At 63.6% G+C, this 19351-nt stretch carries 17 protein-coding genes, 1 tRNA gene and 1 pseudogene; 4 read left to right on the forward strand and 15 right to left on the reverse strand.

Going from position 1 to position 19351, the window contains the following annotated elements; translation table 11 throughout:
• Positions 1 to 83 precede the first annotated feature (83 nt).
• From AVTE2539_RS03020 to AVTE2539_RS03045, 6 genes are all read right to left on the reverse strand, one after another.
• Complete coding sequence (locus AVTE2539_RS03020) at positions 84 to 2504, reverse strand: TonB-dependent siderophore receptor (RefSeq protein ID WP_284408308.1); 2421 nt, start codon at positions 2502 to 2504, stop codon at positions 84 to 86.
• A gap of 168 nt (positions 2505 to 2672) precedes the next feature.
• Positions 2673 to 3707, reverse strand: coding sequence for a FecR family protein (locus AVTE2539_RS03025; RefSeq protein WP_284408309.1), 1035 nt, complete (start codon positions 3705 to 3707; stop codon positions 2673 to 2675).
• Positions 3708 to 3718: 11 nt separating this feature from the next.
• On the reverse strand, positions 3719 to 4318 hold the full coding sequence (locus AVTE2539_RS03030) for an RNA polymerase sigma factor (protein WP_284408310.1): 600 nt from the start codon (positions 4316 to 4318) through the stop codon (positions 3719 to 3721).
• A gap of 208 nt (positions 4319 to 4526) precedes the next feature.
• A complete protein-coding gene (locus tag AVTE2539_RS03035) occupies positions 4527 to 5825 on the reverse strand; it encodes a lysine N(6)-hydroxylase/L-ornithine N(5)-oxygenase family protein (protein WP_284408311.1) in 1299 nt (432 codons plus the stop codon).
• Between the two features lie 11 nt (positions 5826 to 5836).
• Positions 5837 to 6886: a GNAT family N-acetyltransferase gene (locus AVTE2539_RS03040; RefSeq protein ID WP_284402373.1), complete on the reverse strand. Its 1050-nt coding sequence runs from the start codon at positions 6884 to 6886 to the stop codon at positions 5837 to 5839.
• A 161-nt stretch (positions 6887 to 7047) separates the two neighbouring features.
• The gene (locus AVTE2539_RS03045; protein ID WP_284408312.1) at positions 7048 to 7989 is read right to left on the reverse strand and encodes an alpha/beta hydrolase; all 942 of its coding nucleotides are present in this window, start codon (positions 7987 to 7989) and stop codon (positions 7048 to 7050) included.
• 415 nt (positions 7990 to 8404) lie between these two features.
• On the opposite strand from AVTE2539_RS03045, the gene AVTE2539_RS03050 reads away from it, so the two are divergent.
• From AVTE2539_RS03050 to AVTE2539_RS03065, 4 genes and pseudogenes are all read left to right on the forward strand, one after another.
• Positions 8405 to 10129 carry a cyclic peptide export ABC transporter gene (locus AVTE2539_RS03050; protein ID WP_284402370.1) on the forward strand — a complete coding sequence of 575 codons (1725 nt, stop codon included), beginning with the start codon at positions 8405 to 8407 and terminating at the stop codon, positions 10127 to 10129.
• A gap of 21 nt (positions 10130 to 10150) precedes the next feature.
• Positions 10151 to 11017 (forward strand): formyl transferase, encoded by an 867-nt coding sequence (locus tag AVTE2539_RS03055; RefSeq protein ID WP_284408313.1) that lies wholly within the window; start codon positions 10151 to 10153, stop codon positions 11015 to 11017.
• Between the two features lie 70 nt (positions 11018 to 11087).
• Positions 11088 to 11246, forward strand: coding sequence for a chemotaxis protein (locus AVTE2539_RS03060; protein WP_284408314.1), 159 nt, complete (start codon positions 11088 to 11090; stop codon positions 11244 to 11246).
• 140 nt (positions 11247 to 11386) lie between these two features.
• Positions 11387 to 12295: pseudogene (locus AVTE2539_RS03065) on the forward strand (glutaminase).
• A 320-nt stretch (positions 12296 to 12615) separates the two neighbouring features.
• Here the strand turns inward: AVTE2539_RS03065 and AVTE2539_RS03070 are convergent.
• The 9 genes from AVTE2539_RS03070 to AVTE2539_RS03110 all read right to left on the reverse strand — a co-directional run bounded on the left by AVTE2539_RS03070 (position 12616) and on the right by AVTE2539_RS03110 (position 19313).
• On the reverse strand, positions 12616 to 13335 hold the full coding sequence (locus tag AVTE2539_RS03070) for an Abi-alpha family protein (protein WP_284408315.1): 720 nt from the start codon (positions 13333 to 13335) through the stop codon (positions 12616 to 12618).
• 605 nt (positions 13336 to 13940) lie between these two features.
• A tRNA-Ser gene (locus tag AVTE2539_RS03075) sits at positions 13941 to 14028 on the reverse strand.
• Positions 14029 to 14076: 48 nt separating this feature from the next.
• A complete protein-coding gene (gene ureG / locus AVTE2539_RS03080) occupies positions 14077 to 14736 on the reverse strand; it encodes an urease accessory protein UreG (RefSeq protein WP_284408316.1) in 660 nt (219 codons plus the stop codon).
• Positions 14733 to 15473, reverse strand: a complete 741-nt coding sequence (locus AVTE2539_RS03085; RefSeq protein WP_284408317.1) for an urease accessory protein UreF — start codon at positions 15471 to 15473, stop codon at positions 14733 to 14735. The genes ureG and AVTE2539_RS03085 overlap by 4 nt, the downstream gene beginning before the upstream one ends.
• 11 nt (positions 15474 to 15484) lie before the next feature.
• Positions 15485 to 16168: an urease accessory protein UreE gene (gene ureE, locus AVTE2539_RS03090; RefSeq protein ID WP_284408318.1), complete on the reverse strand. Its 684-nt coding sequence runs from the start codon at positions 16166 to 16168 to the stop codon at positions 15485 to 15487.
• Positions 16169 to 16176: 8 nt separating this feature from the next.
• On the reverse strand, positions 16177 to 17919 hold the full coding sequence (gene ureC / locus AVTE2539_RS03095; protein WP_284402365.1) for an urease subunit alpha: 1743 nt from the start codon (positions 17917 to 17919) through the stop codon (positions 16177 to 16179).
• A 50-nt stretch (positions 17920 to 17969) separates the two neighbouring features.
• Positions 17970 to 18302 carry an urease subunit beta gene (locus AVTE2539_RS03100; protein WP_272564743.1) on the reverse strand — a complete coding sequence of 111 codons (333 nt, stop codon included), beginning with the start codon at positions 18300 to 18302 and terminating at the stop codon, positions 17970 to 17972.
• Positions 18303 to 18350: 48 nt separating this feature from the next.
• A complete protein-coding gene (locus tag AVTE2539_RS03105; protein ID WP_284408319.1) occupies positions 18351 to 18956 on the reverse strand; it encodes a HupE/UreJ family protein in 606 nt (201 codons plus the stop codon).
• Between the two features lie 54 nt (positions 18957 to 19010).
• Complete coding sequence (locus AVTE2539_RS03110; RefSeq protein ID WP_092745910.1) at positions 19011 to 19313, reverse strand: urease subunit gamma; 303 nt, start codon at positions 19311 to 19313, stop codon at positions 19011 to 19013.
• Between the last annotated feature and the right edge of the window lie 38 nt (positions 19314 to 19351).

Here is a 19351-nt window from a genome sequence, read left to right on the forward strand (position 1 = left end):
AGTTCCGCAATGAAGAAAGAGCGCCGTGGCGCTCTTTCTTATTAAAGGAGCGGGCTCGTAGCTGCTCCTCGATGTCCATCCACTTACCAACGGTAGGTGGCTGTGGCAATCGCCTTGCGGGGCTCGCCATAGAAGCAGCCCGTGGTGCAGCTGCCGACATAGGTTTTGTCGAAGAGATTGGTGACGTTCAGGGCCAGGCGCCAGGGCCCCGTGGTGTAGCTGACCATCGCGTCGAACAGCGTGAAGGATGGCACATCGAAGGTGCCCACATTGGGCTTGGTCTCGCCCTGGTAGCGCATGCCTGCGCCCACCTTGAGGTTGGGCATTCCAAAGCGGCCGAAGTTGTAGTCACCCCAGAGGGAGAGCTGGTGGTAAGGGATGCCTGGTGACCGCATGCCGACCTGGGACGGCTGCAAAGGGCTGGCCTGCGTGGTGCGCGCATCGGTGTAGGCATAGGCTGCGATCAGGTTAGCGTTGCGGCCCACGCGTGTCCGGGCTTCCAGTTCGAAGCCCCTGGAGCGCACCTCACCAATCTGGGCCGAATACGTGGGGTCCACGGGATCGGCTACCGAAACGTTCTGCCGGGTCAACTGGTACAGGGCCGCGGAAATCAGCGTGCTCGAACCCGGAGGCTGGTAGCGGGTGCCGATTTCGTACTGCGTGCCCTTCGATGGGTCGAAGCGTGATCCCAGGCGGTCCCGGCCCGAGGTGGGCTCGAAGGACTGGCTGAAACTGAAGAAAGGCGCCAGGCCGTTGTCCGCCAGGTAGACCAAGCCGGCGCGGCCCGTGAACGCCTTGTTCTTCTCGTTGTCGACGGCTTTTTCTCCCGTGAACAGGTTGCTCTGGTTGTCACTGGCATGGTCGTAGCGACCGCCGATCAGGGCCACCCATTTGTCGGCGATCTTCATCTGGTCCTGCGCATAGACGCCCAATTGCCGGGTGTCGGCGTTATAGGACCACCAGTTGTCACGGGTTGGCTCACCCAGGGCGCTGCCATATACCGGGTTGTAGTAGTCGATGCTGCCCGCCGTCCTGTCGTATCGCTCGGACTGATTCTTGGGCCGGGTGTAGTCGAACCCGACCAGCACCGTGTGCTCGACATTGCCGTGCTTGGCCTGGTATTGCAGCGAGGTGTCGGCGACCAGCGAGGAGGAGCGCTCCCAGCGCAGCGTACCGCCGCGGAAAGCTGAAGTGCGCTGGTCTGCCGCAAGCCCGGAAACCCAGACCTGCGGGAAGTCGCTGTTGGAATGGAAGTAGCGCAGGCTGTTGCGCAGCTTGAGGTTGTCGTTGAACGCATGTTCGAACAGGTAACCGATCGAATAGCGTTCCATATCGAACTTGCTGTAGCCGGGCTCTCCGGTAAAGCGGTTGCGCGGGATCTTGCCGTAGATGGTGGGGAAGATGGTGCCCTGCGCGGGCAGCCAGTAAACGTAGTTGGTCTTGTCCTTTTGGTAGTCGGCCAGCAGCGTCAGCGATGTCGATGCGTTGGGTTGCCACTTCAGTGCCGGGGCAATGAAGGTCCGGTCATCGCGCACATAGTCGACGAAGGTGTTGCTGTCGCGTTGGAGAAAAGTCATCCGATAGGACCATTCACCATCCTTGTCCAGCGGTCCGCCGAAGTCCCCGGAGATCTGCTTGCGGCCGAAACTTCCCAACTCGAGGTTGAGTTCATGCAGCGGGGTCGACGTGGGCTGCTTGCTGACCATGTTGATGATCCCGCCGGGACCGGCAGACCCGTACAGGACCGAGGCTGCGCCCTTGAGCACCTCAATGCGTTCAAGGCCGTAGATTTCCTGCTTGCCGTTGAAGGCATTGACCGTGTACTTCGTGCCATCGCGGTAGACACTGCCCGTGCCGGCCTGCGCCTGAAAGCCGCGGATATAGATGGTGTCCTGGACCCGCGACAGGCCTTCGAAGCGGCTGACGCCAGCCACGTAACCGAGCGCATCCTGGATACTTTGAGACTTCAGCGTGTCGATCTCCTCGGCGCCGACCACCGAGATGGACTGCGGAGTCTCGATAAGGGGCGTGTCGGTCTTGGTGCCCGTCGCACTGCGGCTAGCGACGTAGCCCTGCACGGGGCCGGTGGCGGATTCGTGGAATGCGTCGTCCCGCACCAGCACGGTGGGAAGTGTTGAATCCTGGGCCGACGGGGGCGGACTGCGACGGATGGAAAAACCCCCACTTGCCATGTGCACAGCCTCCAGAGGGGTGCCCGAAAGCATCTGGTGCAGCGCCTGATCCAGCGGCAGTCGGGCGGCGACGGCGCGGGACTGCAGTCCGCTCACCAACTCGCCTGCGGCGAAGATGGGCAAGCCTGTCTGGCGCGAGAACTCGTTGAGTGCGCCCGCCAGGGGCTGTGCGGGCACATTGATGTCAAACACCTGTGCCGTCGCCTGTATCGGTGCCTGGGCGCTGGCGAAGGGGCTGTGGAGCGCCAGGGTGGACCCGAAGGCCGTGGCAAGGGCTGTACTGAGCAGAGGGTGGCGAGGCAGAGAACGCATGGTTGGGAGGTCCGAGTGCATTGAATGAGAGCTATTCCTAAAGAGGCGCGGGCTCCCGTTCTCTATCGGTTGCCACATGCCGCACTGCGAAGACGTATGGGCCTGGAAAATGGAGACAGGCTGCCCCCATTTTTTTTGGAAACTGCAGGATGGTCTCGGAGAAGCCGTTCAGAGCGCTTGTAACTGCACCTTGCCATCGGCCTGCATCCGCACCTTCAGCGGCAGGATCGAGGGCAGCACGGCCAGCAGGCCGGCGGAATCCTTGGCACGAAAACGCCCGGTGAGGCGCAGCGCCGCCACACGAGCGTCGGCCGCCTCGATGGGTTGTATGCGATAGGCGTTGACCGTGGCCAGGGCTTCGGCCAACGGGGTGTCTTCGAAGACCAGCCAGCCCTCTCGCCACGCCGACAACGTCGTGGCATCGGCCTGGCGGACAGCCCCGGGCTGGCCATTGCGGATGTCCAGGATCTGCCCGGGCAGCATGTCGAGCACCGGTGCGGTTGCGGCAGCCGAATCCTGTGCATCCTTGCCCATCACCCGCACCCTCACGTGGCCATGCTCGACGCCCACGGTGACTTGGCCGCCGCGGTCGCGCACGTGGAACACCGTGCCTATGACCTCGATGCGGGCCTCACGTGTCACTACCTCAAAGGGCCGTCCGGGATCGGGGGCCACGTCGAAACGCACCTCGCCCTCCGACATGGACACGCTGCGGCGCTGGCGGTACAGGGTGACGGCGATGGCGCTTCGGGGCGCGAGCTCGACGCGGCTGGCTTCGCGAGAAACCTCGCCGTCGGCCAGTGTGACCTTGAGAAGCTGGGAGCTGCGAGTGGTGTAGGACGCCGTGTGCACGGGCTGCTGCCAGTACCAATAGGTTCCGCGGCCTGCCAGTACACCAGTGCACAGCAGTCCTGCAATGGATCGCAGCAGCTTGCGGCGCTGCCGCAAGCCCGCAGAGCGGTCGGCGTTGCCAGCCAGCATCGCTGACTCCTGGAATTGCTCACGCAGCCCGTTGGACATGCCGCCCAGCATCGTCCAGCGCAGATGCGCCTCGTGCGCGGCGGCGTCGTGCCGGGCCGATTTCTCGCGCCATTCGCCAAGGATCAGGCGGGCCTGGTCGGCGATCGGGACGGGCGCAATTTCGCTTTGAACGATCAGCGTCAGCGCATGCTCGACCATGCGCTCGCTAGGTGCATTCGCCATGGGAAAGGGTGTCAGAAGGCATCGTCGCTCAGTGTACTGTTGTCGAAATCCATGGCACTGGCCATGCTTTGATCCTCCAACAGTTCCAAACGCAGCTGGGCGAGCACACGCGAGCAATCGAGTGTGGCACGCACCATGTGCTTGGCGACAGCCATTTCCGTGATGTTGAGTTGCTCGGCGATTTCAGCGCGCGTGTAGCCGTGGGCGCGGAACAGAATGAAAACTTCTCGCCGGCGCGGCGGCAGGCCTTCCAGCACTCCGACAACACGGTTCAGGATCTGACTTTGGGCTGCAAGGTACTCGCTCGACGGTGCACTGTGCTGCAGCACCATTTGCTGGCGCGTCCATTCCTGAGCGGTCTTGCGCTTTCGCGCATCGTCGATGCACAGATTGCGGGCCACGCGAAAGAGCAGGGCGCGCGGGGATTCGATGCCTGCATTCGGCGGCGTTTTGGCCTGTCTGCCACTGCGCAGGCCCATGGCGTGGACATAGACCCGCTCGAAGCTCGATTGCGCAATGTCGGCTGCATAGTGCGGATCCCTGAGATCGCGCGTGAGCTGGCGGCGCAGATCGCCATAGTGAACCACGAGTTCCTGGATCAGGTCACGCATCCGGATACCTGCCTTTCTGCAAGGACGATGGGTTGGAACCCCTGGGTCCGTGCAGAGAAGGGCCTATCGGATTCTGCAGCTCCGGGCGAGCCGGAGGCATGCAGCAACGGATATGGAATTCAGCGGCGCAGGCGATTCAAATGCAAATGGTTTGCATTCAAATTATGGCATGGGAGATTCCTGCGCCCATCATGCCCCATCTGATCTTTCAGTCCTGCAGCGCCAGTTGTTCTTTGCGCGCAACATCCGGGCGTTCTGCTTGTGCAGCCAGCAGGGCTTCACCGATCTCTCCGGTGCGCACCGAGGTGACCGACAAAAGGGTGTCACTGAGCCCGTGGGAGCCTTCGCAGGCGCCCTGCAGGAAGATGGCTGGGCGAAAGTCCGGCGTGGTCTTGAGCTGGTAGTCACGGCTGACGGAAAAATCTCCCAGGTACGGTGCCAGCGGGTCCAGCAACGTCTTATGGTGATCGCGCGCATAACCGGTGGCCAGCACCACCACGTCATAGCGTGACGCATGGTGGATGCCGCTGTTGAGGTCCCGCAGCCCGAGATGGATGCCATCGCTGGCGGCCCGTACGTCCTGCACCTCATTGCGGCGCAGGAAGCGGTGGCGCGTATCGCCTGTGACCTTCTGTTCGTAGAACACTTTGAAGATGTTCTCGATCAGTTCCAGATCGGGGCAGGCATAGTTGGTGTGCCAGAACTCGCGCAGCAAGGCGCCGCGTTCGTCATGGGGGCGGCTGTAGACATGGTCCACGAAGTCGGCATTGAAGATTTCGTTGACGAAGGGGCTGTCGTCCGACGGACGGATGGAGCGGGCCCGCATGACGAGGTCGATCTCGGCGGTGGCGTAGCGGCCATGCAGATCCATGAAGATCTCGGCGGCGCTCTGTCCGGCGCCAACGACAGCGATGCGCAGTGGTTTGGGATGCTCGGCAATGCTGCGCAGGTAGGCGCTGGAGTGAAAGACGCGAGGGTTCCCGCGCAAGTGCTTGAACTGCTCGGGAATGCTGGGCGTGCCACCAATGCTCATGACCAGGTTCTGGCCCAGTCGCTCGTGCACATTGCCGGCCGCATCGCGTGAGCGTACGCGGAGCAGTTCGACCCTGCCGTCGCGCTTTTCGGGCAGCACTTCGATGACTTCCTGGCCGTAGACGCAGCGGTCCTCGAACTTGGAGGCTGCCCAGCCCAGGTAATCGTTGAACTCGTGGCGGCTGGGGAAGAAGGTCTTGAGGTTGATGAAGTCCTGCAACCGGCCCTTCTCATGAAGGTAGTTGATGAAGGTGAAGCGGCTGGTGGGATTGCGCAACGTGGCCAGATCCTTGAGAAAGGAGACCTGCATGTGGGCCTGCTCCAGCAGCATGTCCCTGTGCCAGGCAAAGCGCGGCTGCTTTTCGATGAAGAGAGGATGCATAGCATGCGTGGCGGATTCGCGCTCCTTGAGGGCGATGGCCAGTGCAATGTTGGAGGGGCCGAAGCCGATGCCGATCAGCGGGTGGATTTGCATGGAAAGTCCTTTCATTGGGTCGATGCGTCCGGCGCGGCTGCGTCAGACTGCGGTATCCATAAGGCGTCTGCGAAAAAGCGTTCCCTGAGCAGGACTCCCAGCACGGCACGTTTGTGCGGAAAGTCGAATTCCTTGAGCAGCGCATAGCCGCAGCGCGGCAGGTTCTTTCGCATCTTCAAGTTGTCGGAGCGTGGCTCGACGACGATGCGCTGCGTGCGGCAGTCGTCGAGGAACAGGTAGTGCGAAAGCGACGGCAGCCAAGCCGTGAGATAAGGCTGACCGCGAAACTCGGCCTCGCCCACCAGTGCATGCCAGCCGCGGTCGTGGTCGCCGGCGTCATAGAACGGCGCGATGCGGTCTTCCTTGGCCCAGTAGGCCTCGAAGTAGCCGAAGGGCTGGCCGTCGAAGCAGCCGATGAGGCCTACCGCATGCGGGTCACCGGCAATGCGCTGCAGATATGCGCGGTGATGGCCGAGGTCGCCGCTTTCCTCCCAGAAATGGGCTACCGTGGGATCGTTCATCCAGCGGTGGAAGGTGGGAAGGTCGGCATCGGGATCCACGGTGCGCAGGCTCAAGGTTCGGCCCAGCCAGGGAATGAAGCGCCGGTATACCGTGTTCTGGGGATGGGCTGGCCGCACCGGATGTCGCCGCTCTCCGGTCATCGTGTAATGCAGTGCATACGGTGGCCGAGGTTGCGGCAGCCATAGCCGTTGCTGCTGCCAAAGCACCGACCTGGCGACCCGGGGAGGGCGGCTGGGGCTCAAATCCACGATGCCATCACGCAGACCCGGTGCCAACTGTGGCATGGACAGCCTGAATTCGATGGCCTCGGGATGGAGTTGGAAGGCCGCCTCCAGAGCTGCCAGCGACTCGGTGGCGTTCGGAGCGGCAGAGCATGACCCCATCCATTGCAGGCACGGGGGGTGGGTTGTCGGGTTCAGTTTCCAGAGGCTTGGTGCGTGCCCATCCTTGAAATCCAGGCGCAGCTTATCGTCCTCGCATTGCACGATGGCCGTTTTTCCATCGGCATAGGCGATGTGCCGTTGGCTGGTCTGGCGCATTGGAGCTAGGGATGGAATGGATGGAGCTTCGACTGGATGCACATGGACTCTTTCAGGTGGAGTACTCCGATCGGGGTGAAACTGCTGCCTCATAAAGGACGAGACGCGCAAGGCTGCGAAACGTTCATGTCGCCGGCTGCTCCATGCGGCGGACTGGATGGTTACCGAAAGGCCTGTGCGAGCGCCTGGCACAGGTCATGCCGCAGCGTGTCGGCCTCTTCAGTGATGCACCCCAGACGCGCGAAATCGTGGACCATGCCGTTATAGATATGAAGGCTCACACCGACGCCCGCGGCCTCTAGTCGCTCGGCATAGAGCTTGCCTTCATCCATCAGCGGGTCGTACTCGGCAAGGACCAGGTGCACTGGTGCCAACCGGTCCAGGTCTTCGGCCTCAAGCGGCGCGAAGCGCCAGTCCCGTCTGTCCGTATCGCTGCGCAGGTATTGGCCGAACATCCAGTCCAAGGTTTCGCGTTCCAGCAGGTAGCCGGACGCCAGGCGTTCATGGGAAGCGCTGTCTTGCCGGGCGGCCGTACAGGGGTAGAGCAGCATTTGGAGTATGGGCTGTGGGCGCTGTGCATTCCGCTCGGCAATGCACAGTGCGGTCGCCAGCGTGCCGCCCACGCTGTCGCCTCCGATGGTCAGCTTCCGGGCGTCGAGTCCATGTTCGGGGCCATGAACTCTCAACCATGCCAAGGCGTCCTGGGCATCAAAAAAGGCCGTGGGAAAGCGGTGCTCTGGAGCAAGTCGGTAATCGACCGCTATCACGTTGCACGGGGTGCCATGCGCTAGATCGCGGCAAAGGCTGTCGTGGGAACCGAGGCCGCCCAGCACATAGCCACCGCCATGGAAGAACAACAGTGTTGGCGCTGGGGAGTCGGCCGCGCATCCGCGGTACAGCCTGGCAGGAAGCTTCGAGCCGTCTCGGGTCTGCAGCTCGAGCATCTCGATCGGCAGTTCATTGCCGGGTTGATCCAGTGCGAGCGTGGAGCGGTCATAGGCTGCGCGCGCTTGTTCCGCCGTCATCTGGTGCATTTTTGGCCGTCCGGAGGATGGCTCATTGGCCAGTTCGAGGAATGCTTCGAGATCGGGATGCAGGGGCATGGTGTCCTTGGTCAAGCAGGCAAAGCCGAGGGCATTGCTTTCAGCCCTGATGACGCATCAGGCCTGGATTTGTTCAAGGTTCAAGGAGTTCTCGGTGCGGAGGGGGCAGCTTGCAGATGGCCAAAAAGGGGCCGTTATGAGTGGTGGTGCGACCGCAACTCCTGTGCCGCACAACGCCTGCCTGGCCTTGCCGTTCCATGAGCGGCAGATCGTGCGTCCGCAACGGCGTGCCGCCGTTCCTGCGGGGGCGGCTGAACATTCTTCGATCTCGAACGTCTTGCAAAGATAGGTCGCTGTGCGCTGCCTAGCGCTTGGCCAGCCAGCCGTCAGTGGTTACCTGTGCACAGTCGAGAACCGGTCCGTCGGAGGCTGGAGTCGCCAATCGATGCGTCCGTGAGGCGCCAAGGAAAACCGTATGGAAAACTCAACCAGCCGGACAGCGGAGATTACCCGCCTGCTCAAGCCATTCCTGCCATGGATCGCCTTGTCGGCGATCGCGGGCATTCTCGCGGGTGCTGCGACGGTTGCATTGCTGGCAACCATCAACCAAGTCCTCAATCGCCCAGGAGGGATGGCGGGCGGGCTGTTGCTGACATTCATTGCCTTGTGCGCCACTGCGCTGGCGGGCCGTGCCGCCTCTGATATCTCCACCAACCTGGTGGGGCAGCGCTTGGTGGCTCAAGTGCGCAAGAGCTTGGCACAGAAGATCCTGGCCGCACCGATCGATGCGCTGGAGCGCTATCGCACCCACCGCCTCATGCCTGTCCTCACGCAGGACGTGGACATGATCAGCGACGTCGCCTTCGCGCTGGCCTCTACCGTGATCTCCATGGCCATCGCACTGGGCTGCCTGATTTATTTGGCCGTGCTGTCCTTGCCGCTGTTTGGCATGCTGGTGATTGCCCTGGTTTTTGGCATCACCATTCAAGTCATGGCGCAATCGCGCGGGGTCGCCGGCTTCTGGAAGGCGCGTGATCATGAGGAACAACTGCATAAGGCCTACCGGGGAATCAGCGAGGGTGCGAAAGAACTGCGCATGCACCGCGCTCGGCGTCGCCGAATCTTCGGCGAACAGATCGAGCGTACTGTCGATGCGATCAGGGACATCAATCGGCGCGCTATCAATACCTATGTGTTGGCGACCGCTTTCGGCTCGGCACTGTTCTTCCTGTTGATCGCCTTGATCCTTGGCTGGGCGGCCTTCCGCACCATGGAGCCCGCGGTGCTCAGCGGGTTCGTGCTGGTGCTGCTCTTTCTCAAAGGGCCGATGGACCAGATCGCAGGCTCCCTTCCGGGCATAGGGCGGGCCAAGGTGGCGTTTCAACGCATTGCAGACCTGTCGGCGCGCTTCGCGAGTCCGGAGCCGCATTTGCACCTGGACCGAGATCCCAGTGAAGTCGATTTGAAGGCGGGGATCGAACTGCGCGGCGTGCGCTACGCCTTTGACGCAGCCGAGGGAGGCGAGCCCTTTGAGTTGGGTCCGATCGATCTGCAACTGCGCAAAGGCGAACTGGTATTCGTTGTCGGGGATAACGGCTCTGGCAAGACGACATTGATCAAGCTGCTGCTCGGGCTGTACGCACCGCAGGCTGGCGAGATATTGCTCGATGGGAAGGCGGTCACGCCGCAGACGCGCGACGACTATCGGCAACTGTTCACCACGGTGTTTTCCGATTTCTACCTGTTCGAGGATCTGGTGGCAGGTGGGGATGGAGCTCAGGTTGAGGCGCTGCCGCAGGCCGCGCTGCCGTATCTGGAGCGGCTGGAGATTGCCCACAAGCTCAGCGTCAAGGACGGTTCTTTCAGCACGATCGACTTGTCCACTGGACAGCGCAAGCGGCTGGCGCTGGTGCATGCTTACCTGGAGGGCCGGCCGGTGCTGGTGTTCGATGAATGGGCCGCTGATCAGGACCCTACCTTCCGCCATCTGTTCTATACCGAACTGTTGCCGGAGTTGCGCGCCAAGGGGCATTTGCTGGTGGTGATTTCGCACGACGACCGCTACTTTCATCTGGCCGATCGACTCGTGTGCATGCGAGCGGGGCAGGTCAAGGAAGAAAAAATCCAGAAGATCAAGGGGACAGAAGGGGCCAGTGAGACCGATGAGCATGTGGGCGATGACGCCCTCATTACCGTCTAAGTTGCTTCTGATCGCATGAACATGCCCAAGACCAAGCTTGTCTATATCTGGTCCCTGAGAAACGCCGCCGCCGATCAGGCTGGGCAGCATGTCCCCTACAAAGGCGGCCTCAGGTATATGAAGTCACCACTGGAGTATCTGGGGGAGGCGCTCGAAAGGACCGCACTGGGAGATGCATACAGCCTGGAAGCCGTGATTTACGACGATGACGAGGAATCGCCACGCGACCGAGAGAAACTTCGGGACTATGGCTTTGCGTATCGGCCTGACAGGCGCTGGTTCTATCCCCCAGAGCTATCGATCCAGGGGCGCAGAGTGAACGATCTCCTGCACGCGATCCCTTCTTCTTATCGACGGGAGCCACTGCATGCCCCGGAACGCGGGCCTGGCAAACAGGCGTTCGAGAAAAACCTGCAGGACAAGCTGATCGACCTGGGGGCTGAACTGGTGTTGCTCGATGGTCTGCTGGTCATTCTCGATCGGCTGGTGCGTCCTGGTGCACCGTTCCATCGCAAGATCGTCAATATCCACCCGGGCATCACCCGGCTGGAATCTCCGTATGAGCGCCGTGGTGCATGTGCGACGCTCGATGCGTTGTACGGTGCTCGTGGTCTTGAAGTCGTGGATTGGACCTCGATGGAAACGCGGGCAGTGCCTCCACTTCTGATGACTGGTGCTTCGTGTCACTACGTGGACAACGGCATTGATTCAGGCGAGGTCATTGCCGACGTTCTGAAGACTGATATTGACCCAGCCGACACCATCCTTGAGCTTCGCTGGAACAATTTCACGAACAGCTTGTTTCCTGCGCTTCAGCAGGGGCTGGAAGTATTGGCTGGGCAGCATCGCAAAGGCCATGCAAGGCATTCAGAGATTGAGAACGCCTGACATCACGCGTGCGCATGAACAATCGAGCGGGATTGGCGAAATCAACCGGGCGATCACCCAGCTGGACCACATGACCCAGCAAAACGCCGCCCTGGTCGAAGAATCCTCGGCGACCGCAGCGGGCCTGAGAGGGCAGGCCCAGGCGCTGTCGCGCACGGTGACGGTGTTCAAGCTCGAGCCTGGCGTTCTTCCCGTGGCCCTGGCGCCCTCGTATCCACCCCCGCGCTGAACCGCCTCACCCTGGCGCCTTGAGCGGCGGGACAGTCCGGACCTGCGGGGCCCGCCACCGCGCGCTTGTCGGTCTGCGCAATGCCTGCCGGTATGGGGGCTTTGCACCGGGGGGGGCGCCGCACTTTTCAAATTGTCCGAATGCAGAATCTTCTCGAGCGCATCGCCAGCGCGGTGCGTCCATTGGCCCGCACGGGCCGCGTGCCCAGCTATATCCCCGGTTTGGCGGATGTAGAACCTTCGCAGTTCGGCATCGCCATTGCCACGCTGGAGGGCGACATCTACGCAGCCGGCGACTCTGACCAGCCGTTCTCGATCCAGAGCATTTCCAAGGTATTTGCGCTCACCCTGGCGATGCGTCTGAAGGACGATGAACTCTGGGCGCGTGTAGGGAGACTGCCCAGCTCGAACCAGTTCAATTCGCTCATCGAACTGGAACTGGAGGAAGGCAAGCCGCGCAACCCGTTTCTCAATCCCGGTGCGCTGGCGGTGTCCGACATGCTCAGCAGCCGCAACACCCAGATGGAACTGGCCGTGCTGTCGCTCCTGCGCGATCTTTCGGGCAATGCGGCGCTGCAGTACGACCTCGATGTGGCAAAAGGCGAGTTCGCGTGCGCGCACAGAAACCTGGCGGCTGCGCACCTGATGAAGAGTTTTGGAAATTTCCGCAACCCGGTCGAGGACGTCGTGAAGGCGTATTGCGCCCAATGCGCGATCGCAGCCAGCTGCAAGGACCTGGCGGTGGCCGCACTGTTTCTTGCCAATGGCGGTGCTGACCTGCGCATGCACCAGGTGCTGGAGGCCCGCTAGGCCCAGCAGTTGTGCGCGCTCATGATGAGCAGCGGGACCTACGAAGCCTCCGGTGAAACTGCATTCAGCATAGGGTTGCCGATCAAGAGCGGAGTCGGTGGTGGCGTCCTCGCCGTGAATCCCCGGTTTGGCGCGGTGTGCTCCTGGTCGCCGCCATTGGACGAGAAGGGAAACTCTGTCGCCGGGTTGAAAGCCATCGAGCTCGTTACTGCCGAACTGGACAGAACGGTTTTTTCTTGACGAGAACCGCAAGCCAACGGGTTGAACCTTCGCCTGGTTCACACCTGCGCCAAGGACGGCGAACTGCATCGCACCGGCCGCACCAGACCATGTTTGATCCGATCACCCTACGAAGATGAGCGGTCCCTCACCAGGCCGTTGAGCTTGAAGTTTGCACCCGCGCGCTGAGTGCAAGTCCATGCTTCAAGTCCCAATGCATGGGGTGCTGCTTTTTCGTTGTGGCGGAGACTGGGTAGCCGGCTATCTAGTCGTAGCAAGGAGCACGCGGACACAAGTTAAGTTAAGTTAAGTTTGTCGTTCATCCTGTAGGCCATGCATCTTCAGCCAATGCCGGGCTGACCAATTGCACGCTCATCGGCAGAGCTGATAGCGTTGTAAAGCCTCTTGCCTAACGTAGTCTGGTTGGCGCGATCAAACGCCTCGGCACCTGCCCATGAGGTACCAAAAGCAACAACGCCAAGCCGTTCCAGAATTGCAAGTGACTCGACCACGTTTTCGCTTGGCAACATGAATTCCCTCTCTTTCTCTTCAGAAGTCGACACCACAACGTCTGGAAGCCCTTTGGTGTAAATCTGCAAGAATTTCCCATCCGGTCCAGAAATACTGTAAATAGACTTAAAAATCCGCGCGTCAAGAGGTGTCATTTCTTTGAGAATCGAAACAAAAGAAACCCTTGGTTCAACGCTATCAATCGAATTGACCATAAGTTGCACCCAAAGGTCTAGCAGACTGTCATCAGTTTGAAGGCTGGCCTGTGTCACTGCTTCACCAACAAAATTAAGCGGTAGCTTTTCTATTGCGGTGTGGGGAAGTTTTCGAGCGTTGAACTCTTCCTCCAATTTTTTGTTGAGCCTGAGTCGATTAAGGGTGCGTTCAGCTTTGAGGTTATCTACGTGTTTTCCAAGCCATTGCTCTAACACCCCTTCCAGGTGCTTGCCGATATAACTGCCTGTCTTTTGTGCGGATTCAAGCAGCGTGTTGGCAGTCTTCGCAACTTCCTGTACTGCCTTAGCGCTTTCCTCAAACGACTTCTCGTCCATAGATTTATCCCCCTGGTATGCCATAGCGCATCGCCATCGATTTCTGACGTTTCCCGACATGTAGAGGACATGCCGACACGACTGCCCGCGCATCGCGCTTGCAAACGATGTGTGCCGACACAGCCGACGAAATTGACATATTAAGCGGGTAGGCGCGGCGAAGTCTCGACCGCGCGCCGCGGTGTATGTCGGGGTTTGGGGGCGATTTCGGGGAGGCGGCGGGGGTGGTGGCCCCGTGCGCGCGGCCGCGGGCACGGCTGCCCTAGGGGCTGGTAGGGGGCGCCGAGGCTGCAGGACAGTGGGGATGTGAGCGCAAAAACTCGCGCTGCGGCGGCCTGTGCAGTGGCCGGTGGGCGCGGGGTTACGGCGCCAAGGCCGGGGCGCTAAGTGCGTCGGTCAGAAGGTAACAGAACACCCAGCTGCGCGAGCCGCTTTCGATCCCGCAAGTACAGCACATTCACCCCGCTGACAGCGTGCGTGCCTTCAGTACGTAGCCTTGAAATCTTCAGGGCGGCATCTCCTAAATCCGCTTAGGCATTGGTTCTGTAGGACATCTAGTGAACGGGGAAAAAAAGCACTCTGCATGGAGTGCTAATTTTTCGTTCTGGCGGAGACTGTGAGATTCGAACTCACGGACGGTTGCCCGTCGGCAGTTTTCAAGACTGCTGGTTTAAACCGCTCACCCAAGTCTCCGCAAACTGGCGCGTATTCTAGCCGGCCTCCACGCCCCGTCCCTGCGCATCAGGCCGCCTGCAGCAGGCCCTTCTTCTCGATGAAGGCCACCACCTCGTCCAGACCCTGCAGGGTTTTCAGATTGGTCATCACGAAGGGCTTGGTGCCGCGCATGCGCGTGGTGTCGGCGGCCATCACGTCCAGGTTGGCGCCCACGTGCGGGGCCAGGTCGGTCTTGTTGATGACGAACAGGTCGCTCTTGGTGATGCCGGGGCCGCCCTTGCGGGGGATCTTCTCGCCGGCGGCCACGTCGATCACGTAGAGCGTGAGGTCGCTCAGCTCGGGGCTGAACGTGGCCGCGAGGTTGTCGCCGCCGCTTTCGATGAAGACGACGTCGGCGTTCGGAAACTGCGCCAGCATGCGGTCGATGGCCTCCAGGTTGATGGAGGCGTCTTCGCGGATGGCGGTGTGGGGGCAGCCACCGGTTTCCACGCCCAGGATGCGTTCCGCGGGCAGGGCGCCGCTCACCGTGAGCAGGCGCTGGTCTTCCTTGGTGTAGATGTCGTTGGTGATGGCGATGAGGTCGTGCTTGTCGCGCATGGCCTTGCACAGCATTTCCAGCAGGGTGGTCTTGCCCGAGCCGACGGGGCCGCCGATGCCCACGCGCAGCGGGGGCAGGGGCTTGGTGCGGTGGGGGATGTGGTGCAGTGCGGTGGTGGTGGTGTTCATGATCGGAAGAGGCGGGAGTATTGGGTTTCATGCTGCGCCGACAGGATGGCGAGCATGGGCGAGAAGGCCTGGCGGTCCGCGTCGCCGGTGTGCAGCGCGGCGTCGGTGGCGGCGGGAATGGCGGCGGCCAGCCGGGCCAGGATGCGCTGGCCCGCGCTCTGGCCCAGGGGAACGGCCTTGAGCGCGGCCTGCACCATGTTCTCGGCCCAGCCGAAGGTGTAGGCCAGCAGCACGTCGCGCGCGCCGGCTTCGGTGCCGGCGGCGGCCAGGGCGAAGGCGACAGGGTAGGTGGGAGTGGGCGGCAGGGCGGCGAGCGCGGCCACGTCGTGCAGCCGGGCGGCGTCGCCCGCGTGCTGGTTGCGCAGCCAGTCGGCGAGCGAGCGGCCCATCTGCTCGGTCTGCAGGCGCATTTCGCTGGTCTCGCGCGTTTGCAGCACCCAGTCGTTCAATTGGCGCACGCGGGCGTGGTCGGCGGCGCGCCAGGCGGCCAGGGCCTGCTGCAGCACGGCCATGTCGCCGCGCGCCTGGGTGAGCTGCAGTTGCGCGGCCAGCCATTCGGCGGCGGCGGCTTCGGTGGTGACGCCGGCGCGCTCCACCGCCACTTCCAGTCCTTCGGAGTACGAGAACCCGCCCACCGGCAGCGCCGGCGAGGCCAGCCAGATGAGCTGCAGCAGGCTGGCGGCGGGCAGGGCCGTGGGGGTTTGGGGTGGTGGGGCGTTGCAGTCGGGGGCCGTCATCCCGGCGTCAATCAATGGTTGTGGTGCGGGTGATCGCACTTCGCATGGTCATGGTCATGGTCGTGACCATGGGCGTGCGCATCGCCGTGATCGTGGCCATGGCTTGCATGGCGGTGCCCGTGGTCATGCCCATCGCCGTGCGCGGGGCCGGCGGCGTCGTGCGAAGGGGCTGCGTGGTCGTGGCCGTGGTCATGGGCGTGACCGTGGTCATGGCCGTGGTGCCCGTGCCCATGGTGCCCGCCCGCCGCATAGGCGCCGCCCTCGGGCTCGAAGGGGGCATCGATCGCGTTCACGATGAGGTGCATGGCGCGCAGCATGTCGGCCAGCACGTGGTCGGGCTCGATCTGCAGGTGGGTGGGCGTGAGTTCGATGGGCACGTGCCGGTTGCCCAGGTGGTAGGCGGCGCGGGTCAGATCGAAGGCGGTGCCGTGGTGGGTGCAATGGGTGATGCGCAGCACCGCCTGGGGCGCGGCGATCACGCGGACCAGGGCGCCGTCCTCGGCCACCAGCACGTCGCCGCCGCGCACGGCGGTGCCCCGGGGCAGGAAGATGCCCAGTTCCCGCCCGGTGGAGTCGGTGGCGGCGAATCGGCTTTTCTGGCGCGTGTCCCAGTCGAGTTCGAGGGTGGCGGCGCGCTTGACGAGCACGGGCGCGAGGCCCTTGCCCTGGGCGATGCGTTTGGAGACTTGAAGCATGCGTGCGATCAGAACAGAAAGTAGCGCTGCGCCATGGGCAGCACGGTCGCGGGCTCGCAGGTGAGCAGCTGGCCGTCGGCGCGCACGGTGTAGGTCTGCGCGTCGATCTCCATGCGCGGCGTGTAGTGGTTGTGCACCATGTGCTGCTTGCGCACGCCGCGCACGCCGCGCACGGCGCTGAGTTGCTTGGCCAGGCCGAAGCGCTCGCCGATGCCCGCGGCCAGCCCGGCCTGCGACACGAAGGTGAGCGAGGTGCGGGCCAGCGCACCGCCGAAGGCGCCGAACATGGGCCGGTAGTGCACGGGCTGCGGCGTGGGGATGGAGGCGTTGGGGTCGCCCATGGCGGCCATGGCGATGAAGCCGCCCTTCAGGATCATGGCGGGCTTGACGCCGAAGAAGGCGGGCTTCCAGATCACGATGTCGGCCCACTTGCCCACCTCCAGGCTGCCCACCTCGTGGCTGATGCCGTGGGCGATGGCGGGGTTGATGGTGTACTTGGCCACGTAGCGCTTGATGCGCGTGTTGTCGTTGCGCGCGGTGTCGCCGTCCAGCGTGCCGCGCTGGGCCTTCATCTTGTGGGCGGTCTGCCAGGTGCGCAGGATGACCTCGCCCACGCGGCCCATGGCCTGGCTGTCGCTGCTCATCATGCTGATGGCGCCCAGGTCGTGCAGCACGTCTTCGGCCGCGATGGTTTCCTTGCGGATGCGGCTCTCCGCGAAGGCCAGGTCTTCGGCGATGGAGGCGTCCAGGTGGTGGCACACCATCAGCATGTCCACATGCTCGTCCAGCGTGTTCACCGTGTAGGGCATGGTGGGGTTGGTGGAAGACGGCAGAAAGTTGGCCTCGCCCACCACGCGCAGGATGTCGGGCGCATGCCCGCCGCCCGCGCCTTCGGTGTGGAAGGCGCAGATGCCGCGGCCCGCCACGGCGGCGATGGTGTTCTCGACGAAGCCGCTCTCGTTGAGCGTGTCGGAGTGGATGGCGACCTGCGTGTCGGTGGCGTCGGCCACGTCCAGGCAGTTGCTGATGGCCGCCGGCGTGGTGCCCCAGTCCTCGTGCAGCTTGAGGCCGATCACGCCCGCGTCGATCTGCTCGTGCAGCGCGTCGGGCAGGCTGGCGTTGCCCTTGCCCAGAAAACCGAGGTTCATGGGAAAGGCGTCGGCCGCCTGCAGCATGCGCTCGATGTTCCAGGGGCCCGAGGTGCAGGTGGTGGCCAGCGTGCCGGTGGCCGGGCCGGTGCCGCCGCCCAGCATGGTGGTCACGCCCGACGCCAGGGCCTCTTCGATCTGCTGTGGGCAGATGAAGTGGATGTGGCTGTCGATGCCGCCCGCGGTGACGATGTTGCCTTCGCAGCTGATGATCTCGGTGCCGGGGCCGATGACGATGTCCACGCCCGGCTGCGTGTCGGGGTTGCCGGCCTTGCCGATGGCGGCGATGCGCCCGCCCTTCAGGCCGATGTCGGCCTTGACGATGCCCCAGTGGTCCAGGATGAGCGCGTTGGTCAGCACCGTGTCCATGGCGCCCCCGGCCGTGGGGCCGGTGCCCTGGCCGTCGCGCGTGCGCTGGCCCTGCGCCATGCCGTCGCGGATGGTCTTGCCGCCGCCGAACTTCACCTCTTCGCCATAGGCGCCGGCGCGCAGCGTGTAGTCCTGCTCCACCTCGGCGATGAGCCCGGTGTCGGCCAGGCGCACGCGGTCGCCGACGGTGGGGCCGAACATCTCGGCATAGGCGCGTTTGGACACAGTGGCCATGGGAATGCTCTCCAGCTCTCTGGCGGTTCGAAAAAGGATGGGGTCGGTGTTCAGGCGGCGGCCGGGGCCGGCGGCTCGCCCAGCGGCCCCTGCGTGAGGCCCCGAAAGCCGTACACCGTGCGGTCGCCCGCGTAGTCCACCAGCTCCACAGTGCGCTGCTGGCCGGGCTCGAAGCGCACGGCCGTGCCGCTGGCGATGTTCAGCCGCATGCCGCGCGCGGCGTCGCGGTCGAAGCCGAGCGCGCCGTTGGTCTCGGCGAAGTGGTAGTGCGAGCCGACCTGGATCGGCCGGTCGGCGGTGTTGCGCACCACCAGGGTGAGGGTGCGGCGGCCGGTGTTGAGCGCGTGCTCGCCGTCGTCGATGAGGAGTTCGCCGGGGATCATGGGGTGGGCTCGCAGTGGGATGGTGCAGTGGTCGATGCGTTGGGCCGCTCAGGCCATGCGCACGAGCAGCGTGGCGCCCAGCAGCGCGGTCGAGGCGCCCGCCGCCACGGCCAGCCAGCGGTGGCGCGCCACCACGGCATGGCCCAGGGCGATGCCGGCGGCGTGCAGCGCGGCGGTGGCGATCACCATGCCGGCCAGGGCCAGCCACTGGCCGCTGCCGCCCAGTTCGGTGCCGTGCGCCGCGCCGTGGAAGAACGCGAACGCGCCCGCCAGCCCCGCGGCCAGCGGCAGGGCCAAGTGGCGGCGCCAGGCGACCAGCAGGCCCAGCACCAGCAGCGAGGCGGCGATCATCGGCTCCACCGCCGGCACCGCCACGCCCAGGAAGCCGGCCGTGGCCCCTGCCACCAGCAGCGCCACGAAGGCGGCGGGCGCCAGCCACACGGGGCGCACGGCCAGTGCGCTCCACACGCCCACGGCCAGCATGGCGGCCAGGTGGTCCAGGCCGGTGAACGGGTGGACTAGGCCGTCGAGGAAGCCGGCGTCGGCATGCAGCGCGTCCTCCGCGCCATGGCCCGGGTGGGCGAAGGCGAGGGCGGGCAACAGCAGCAGCGCGGCGGCGGAGACGAAGGAACGGGTTTTTGCTTCTTTTTTCATAGCATCAAGGGCAATGGGTACTAGGGCATGAAGGGAATTTGGTTCAAAAACCCGTCACACGATGGGCTGGTGCACGGTAACCAGCTTGGTGCCGTCGGGGAAGGTGGCCTCCACCTGGATGTCGGGAATCATCTCGGGCACGCCCTCCATCACGTCGGCCCGCGTGAGCACCGTGCGGCCCTCGCTCATGAGCTGGGCGACGGTCTTGCCGTCGCGCGCACCCTCCATCACGGCGGCGCTGATGAGGGCCATGGATTCGGGGTAGTTGAGCTTGAGTCCGCGCGCGCGGCGCCGCTCGGCGAGCAGCGCGGCGGTGAAGATCAGGAGCTTGTCTTTTTCGCGGGGGGTGAGTTCCATGGCGCAGCGGGCGGTGGGAGGGCAAAGGGGATGGAATG

This window comes from Acidovorax sp. SUPP2539 (assembly GCF_030158975.1).
Lineage (GTDB): Bacteria > Pseudomonadota > Gammaproteobacteria > Burkholderiales > Burkholderiaceae_C > Paracidovorax.

Coding starts and splice junctions, on each gene's coding strand:
- AVTE2539_RS03020 (WP_284408308.1), bottom strand. CDS start 2,504: ATGCGTTCTCTGCCTCGCCACCCTCTGCTCAGTACAGCCCTTGCCACG.
- AVTE2539_RS03025 (WP_284408309.1), bottom strand. CDS start 3,707: ATGGCGAATGCACCTAGCGAGCGCATGGTCGAGCATGCGCTGACGCTG.
- AVTE2539_RS03030 (WP_284408310.1), bottom strand. CDS start 4,318: ATGCGTGACCTGATCCAGGAACTCGTGGTTCACTATGGCGATCTGCGC.
- AVTE2539_RS03035 (WP_284408311.1), bottom strand. CDS start 5,825: ATGCAAATCCACCCGCTGATCGGCATCGGCTTCGGCCCCTCCAACATT.
- AVTE2539_RS03040 (WP_284402373.1), bottom strand. CDS start 6,886: ATGCGCCAGACCAGCCAACGGCACATCGCCTATGCCGATGGAAAAACG.
- AVTE2539_RS03045 (WP_284408312.1), bottom strand. CDS start 7,989: ATGCCCCTGCATCCCGATCTCGAAGCATTCCTCGAACTGGCCAATGAG.
- AVTE2539_RS03050 (WP_284402370.1), top strand. CDS start 8,405: ATGGAAAACTCAACCAGCCGGACAGCGGAGATTACCCGCCTGCTCAAG.
- AVTE2539_RS03055 (WP_284408313.1), top strand. CDS start 10,151: ATGCCCAAGACCAAGCTTGTCTATATCTGGTCCCTGAGAAACGCCGCC.
- AVTE2539_RS03060 (WP_284408314.1), top strand. CDS start 11,088: ATGACCCAGCAAAACGCCGCCCTGGTCGAAGAATCCTCGGCGACCGCA.
- AVTE2539_RS03070 (WP_284408315.1), bottom strand. CDS start 13,335: ATGGACGAGAAGTCGTTTGAGGAAAGCGCTAAGGCAGTACAGGAAGTT.
- ureG (WP_284408316.1), bottom strand. CDS start 14,736: ATGAACACCACCACCACCGCACTGCACCACATCCCCCACCGCACCAAG.
- AVTE2539_RS03085 (WP_284408317.1), bottom strand. CDS start 15,473: ATGACGGCCCCCGACTGCAACGCCCCACCACCCCAAACCCCCACGGCC.
- ureE (WP_284408318.1), bottom strand. CDS start 16,168: ATGCTTCAAGTCTCCAAACGCATCGCCCAGGGCAAGGGCCTCGCGCCC.
- ureC (WP_284402365.1), bottom strand. CDS start 17,919: ATGGCCACTGTGTCCAAACGCGCCTATGCCGAGATGTTCGGCCCCACC.
- AVTE2539_RS03100 (WP_272564743.1), bottom strand. CDS start 18,302: ATGATCCCCGGCGAACTCCTCATCGACGACGGCGAGCACGCGCTCAAC.
- AVTE2539_RS03105 (WP_284408319.1), bottom strand. CDS start 18,956: ATGAAAAAAGAAGCAAAAACCCGTTCCTTCGTCTCCGCCGCCGCGCTG.
- AVTE2539_RS03110 (WP_092745910.1), bottom strand. CDS start 19,313: ATGGAACTCACCCCCCGCGAAAAAGACAAGCTCCTGATCTTCACCGCC.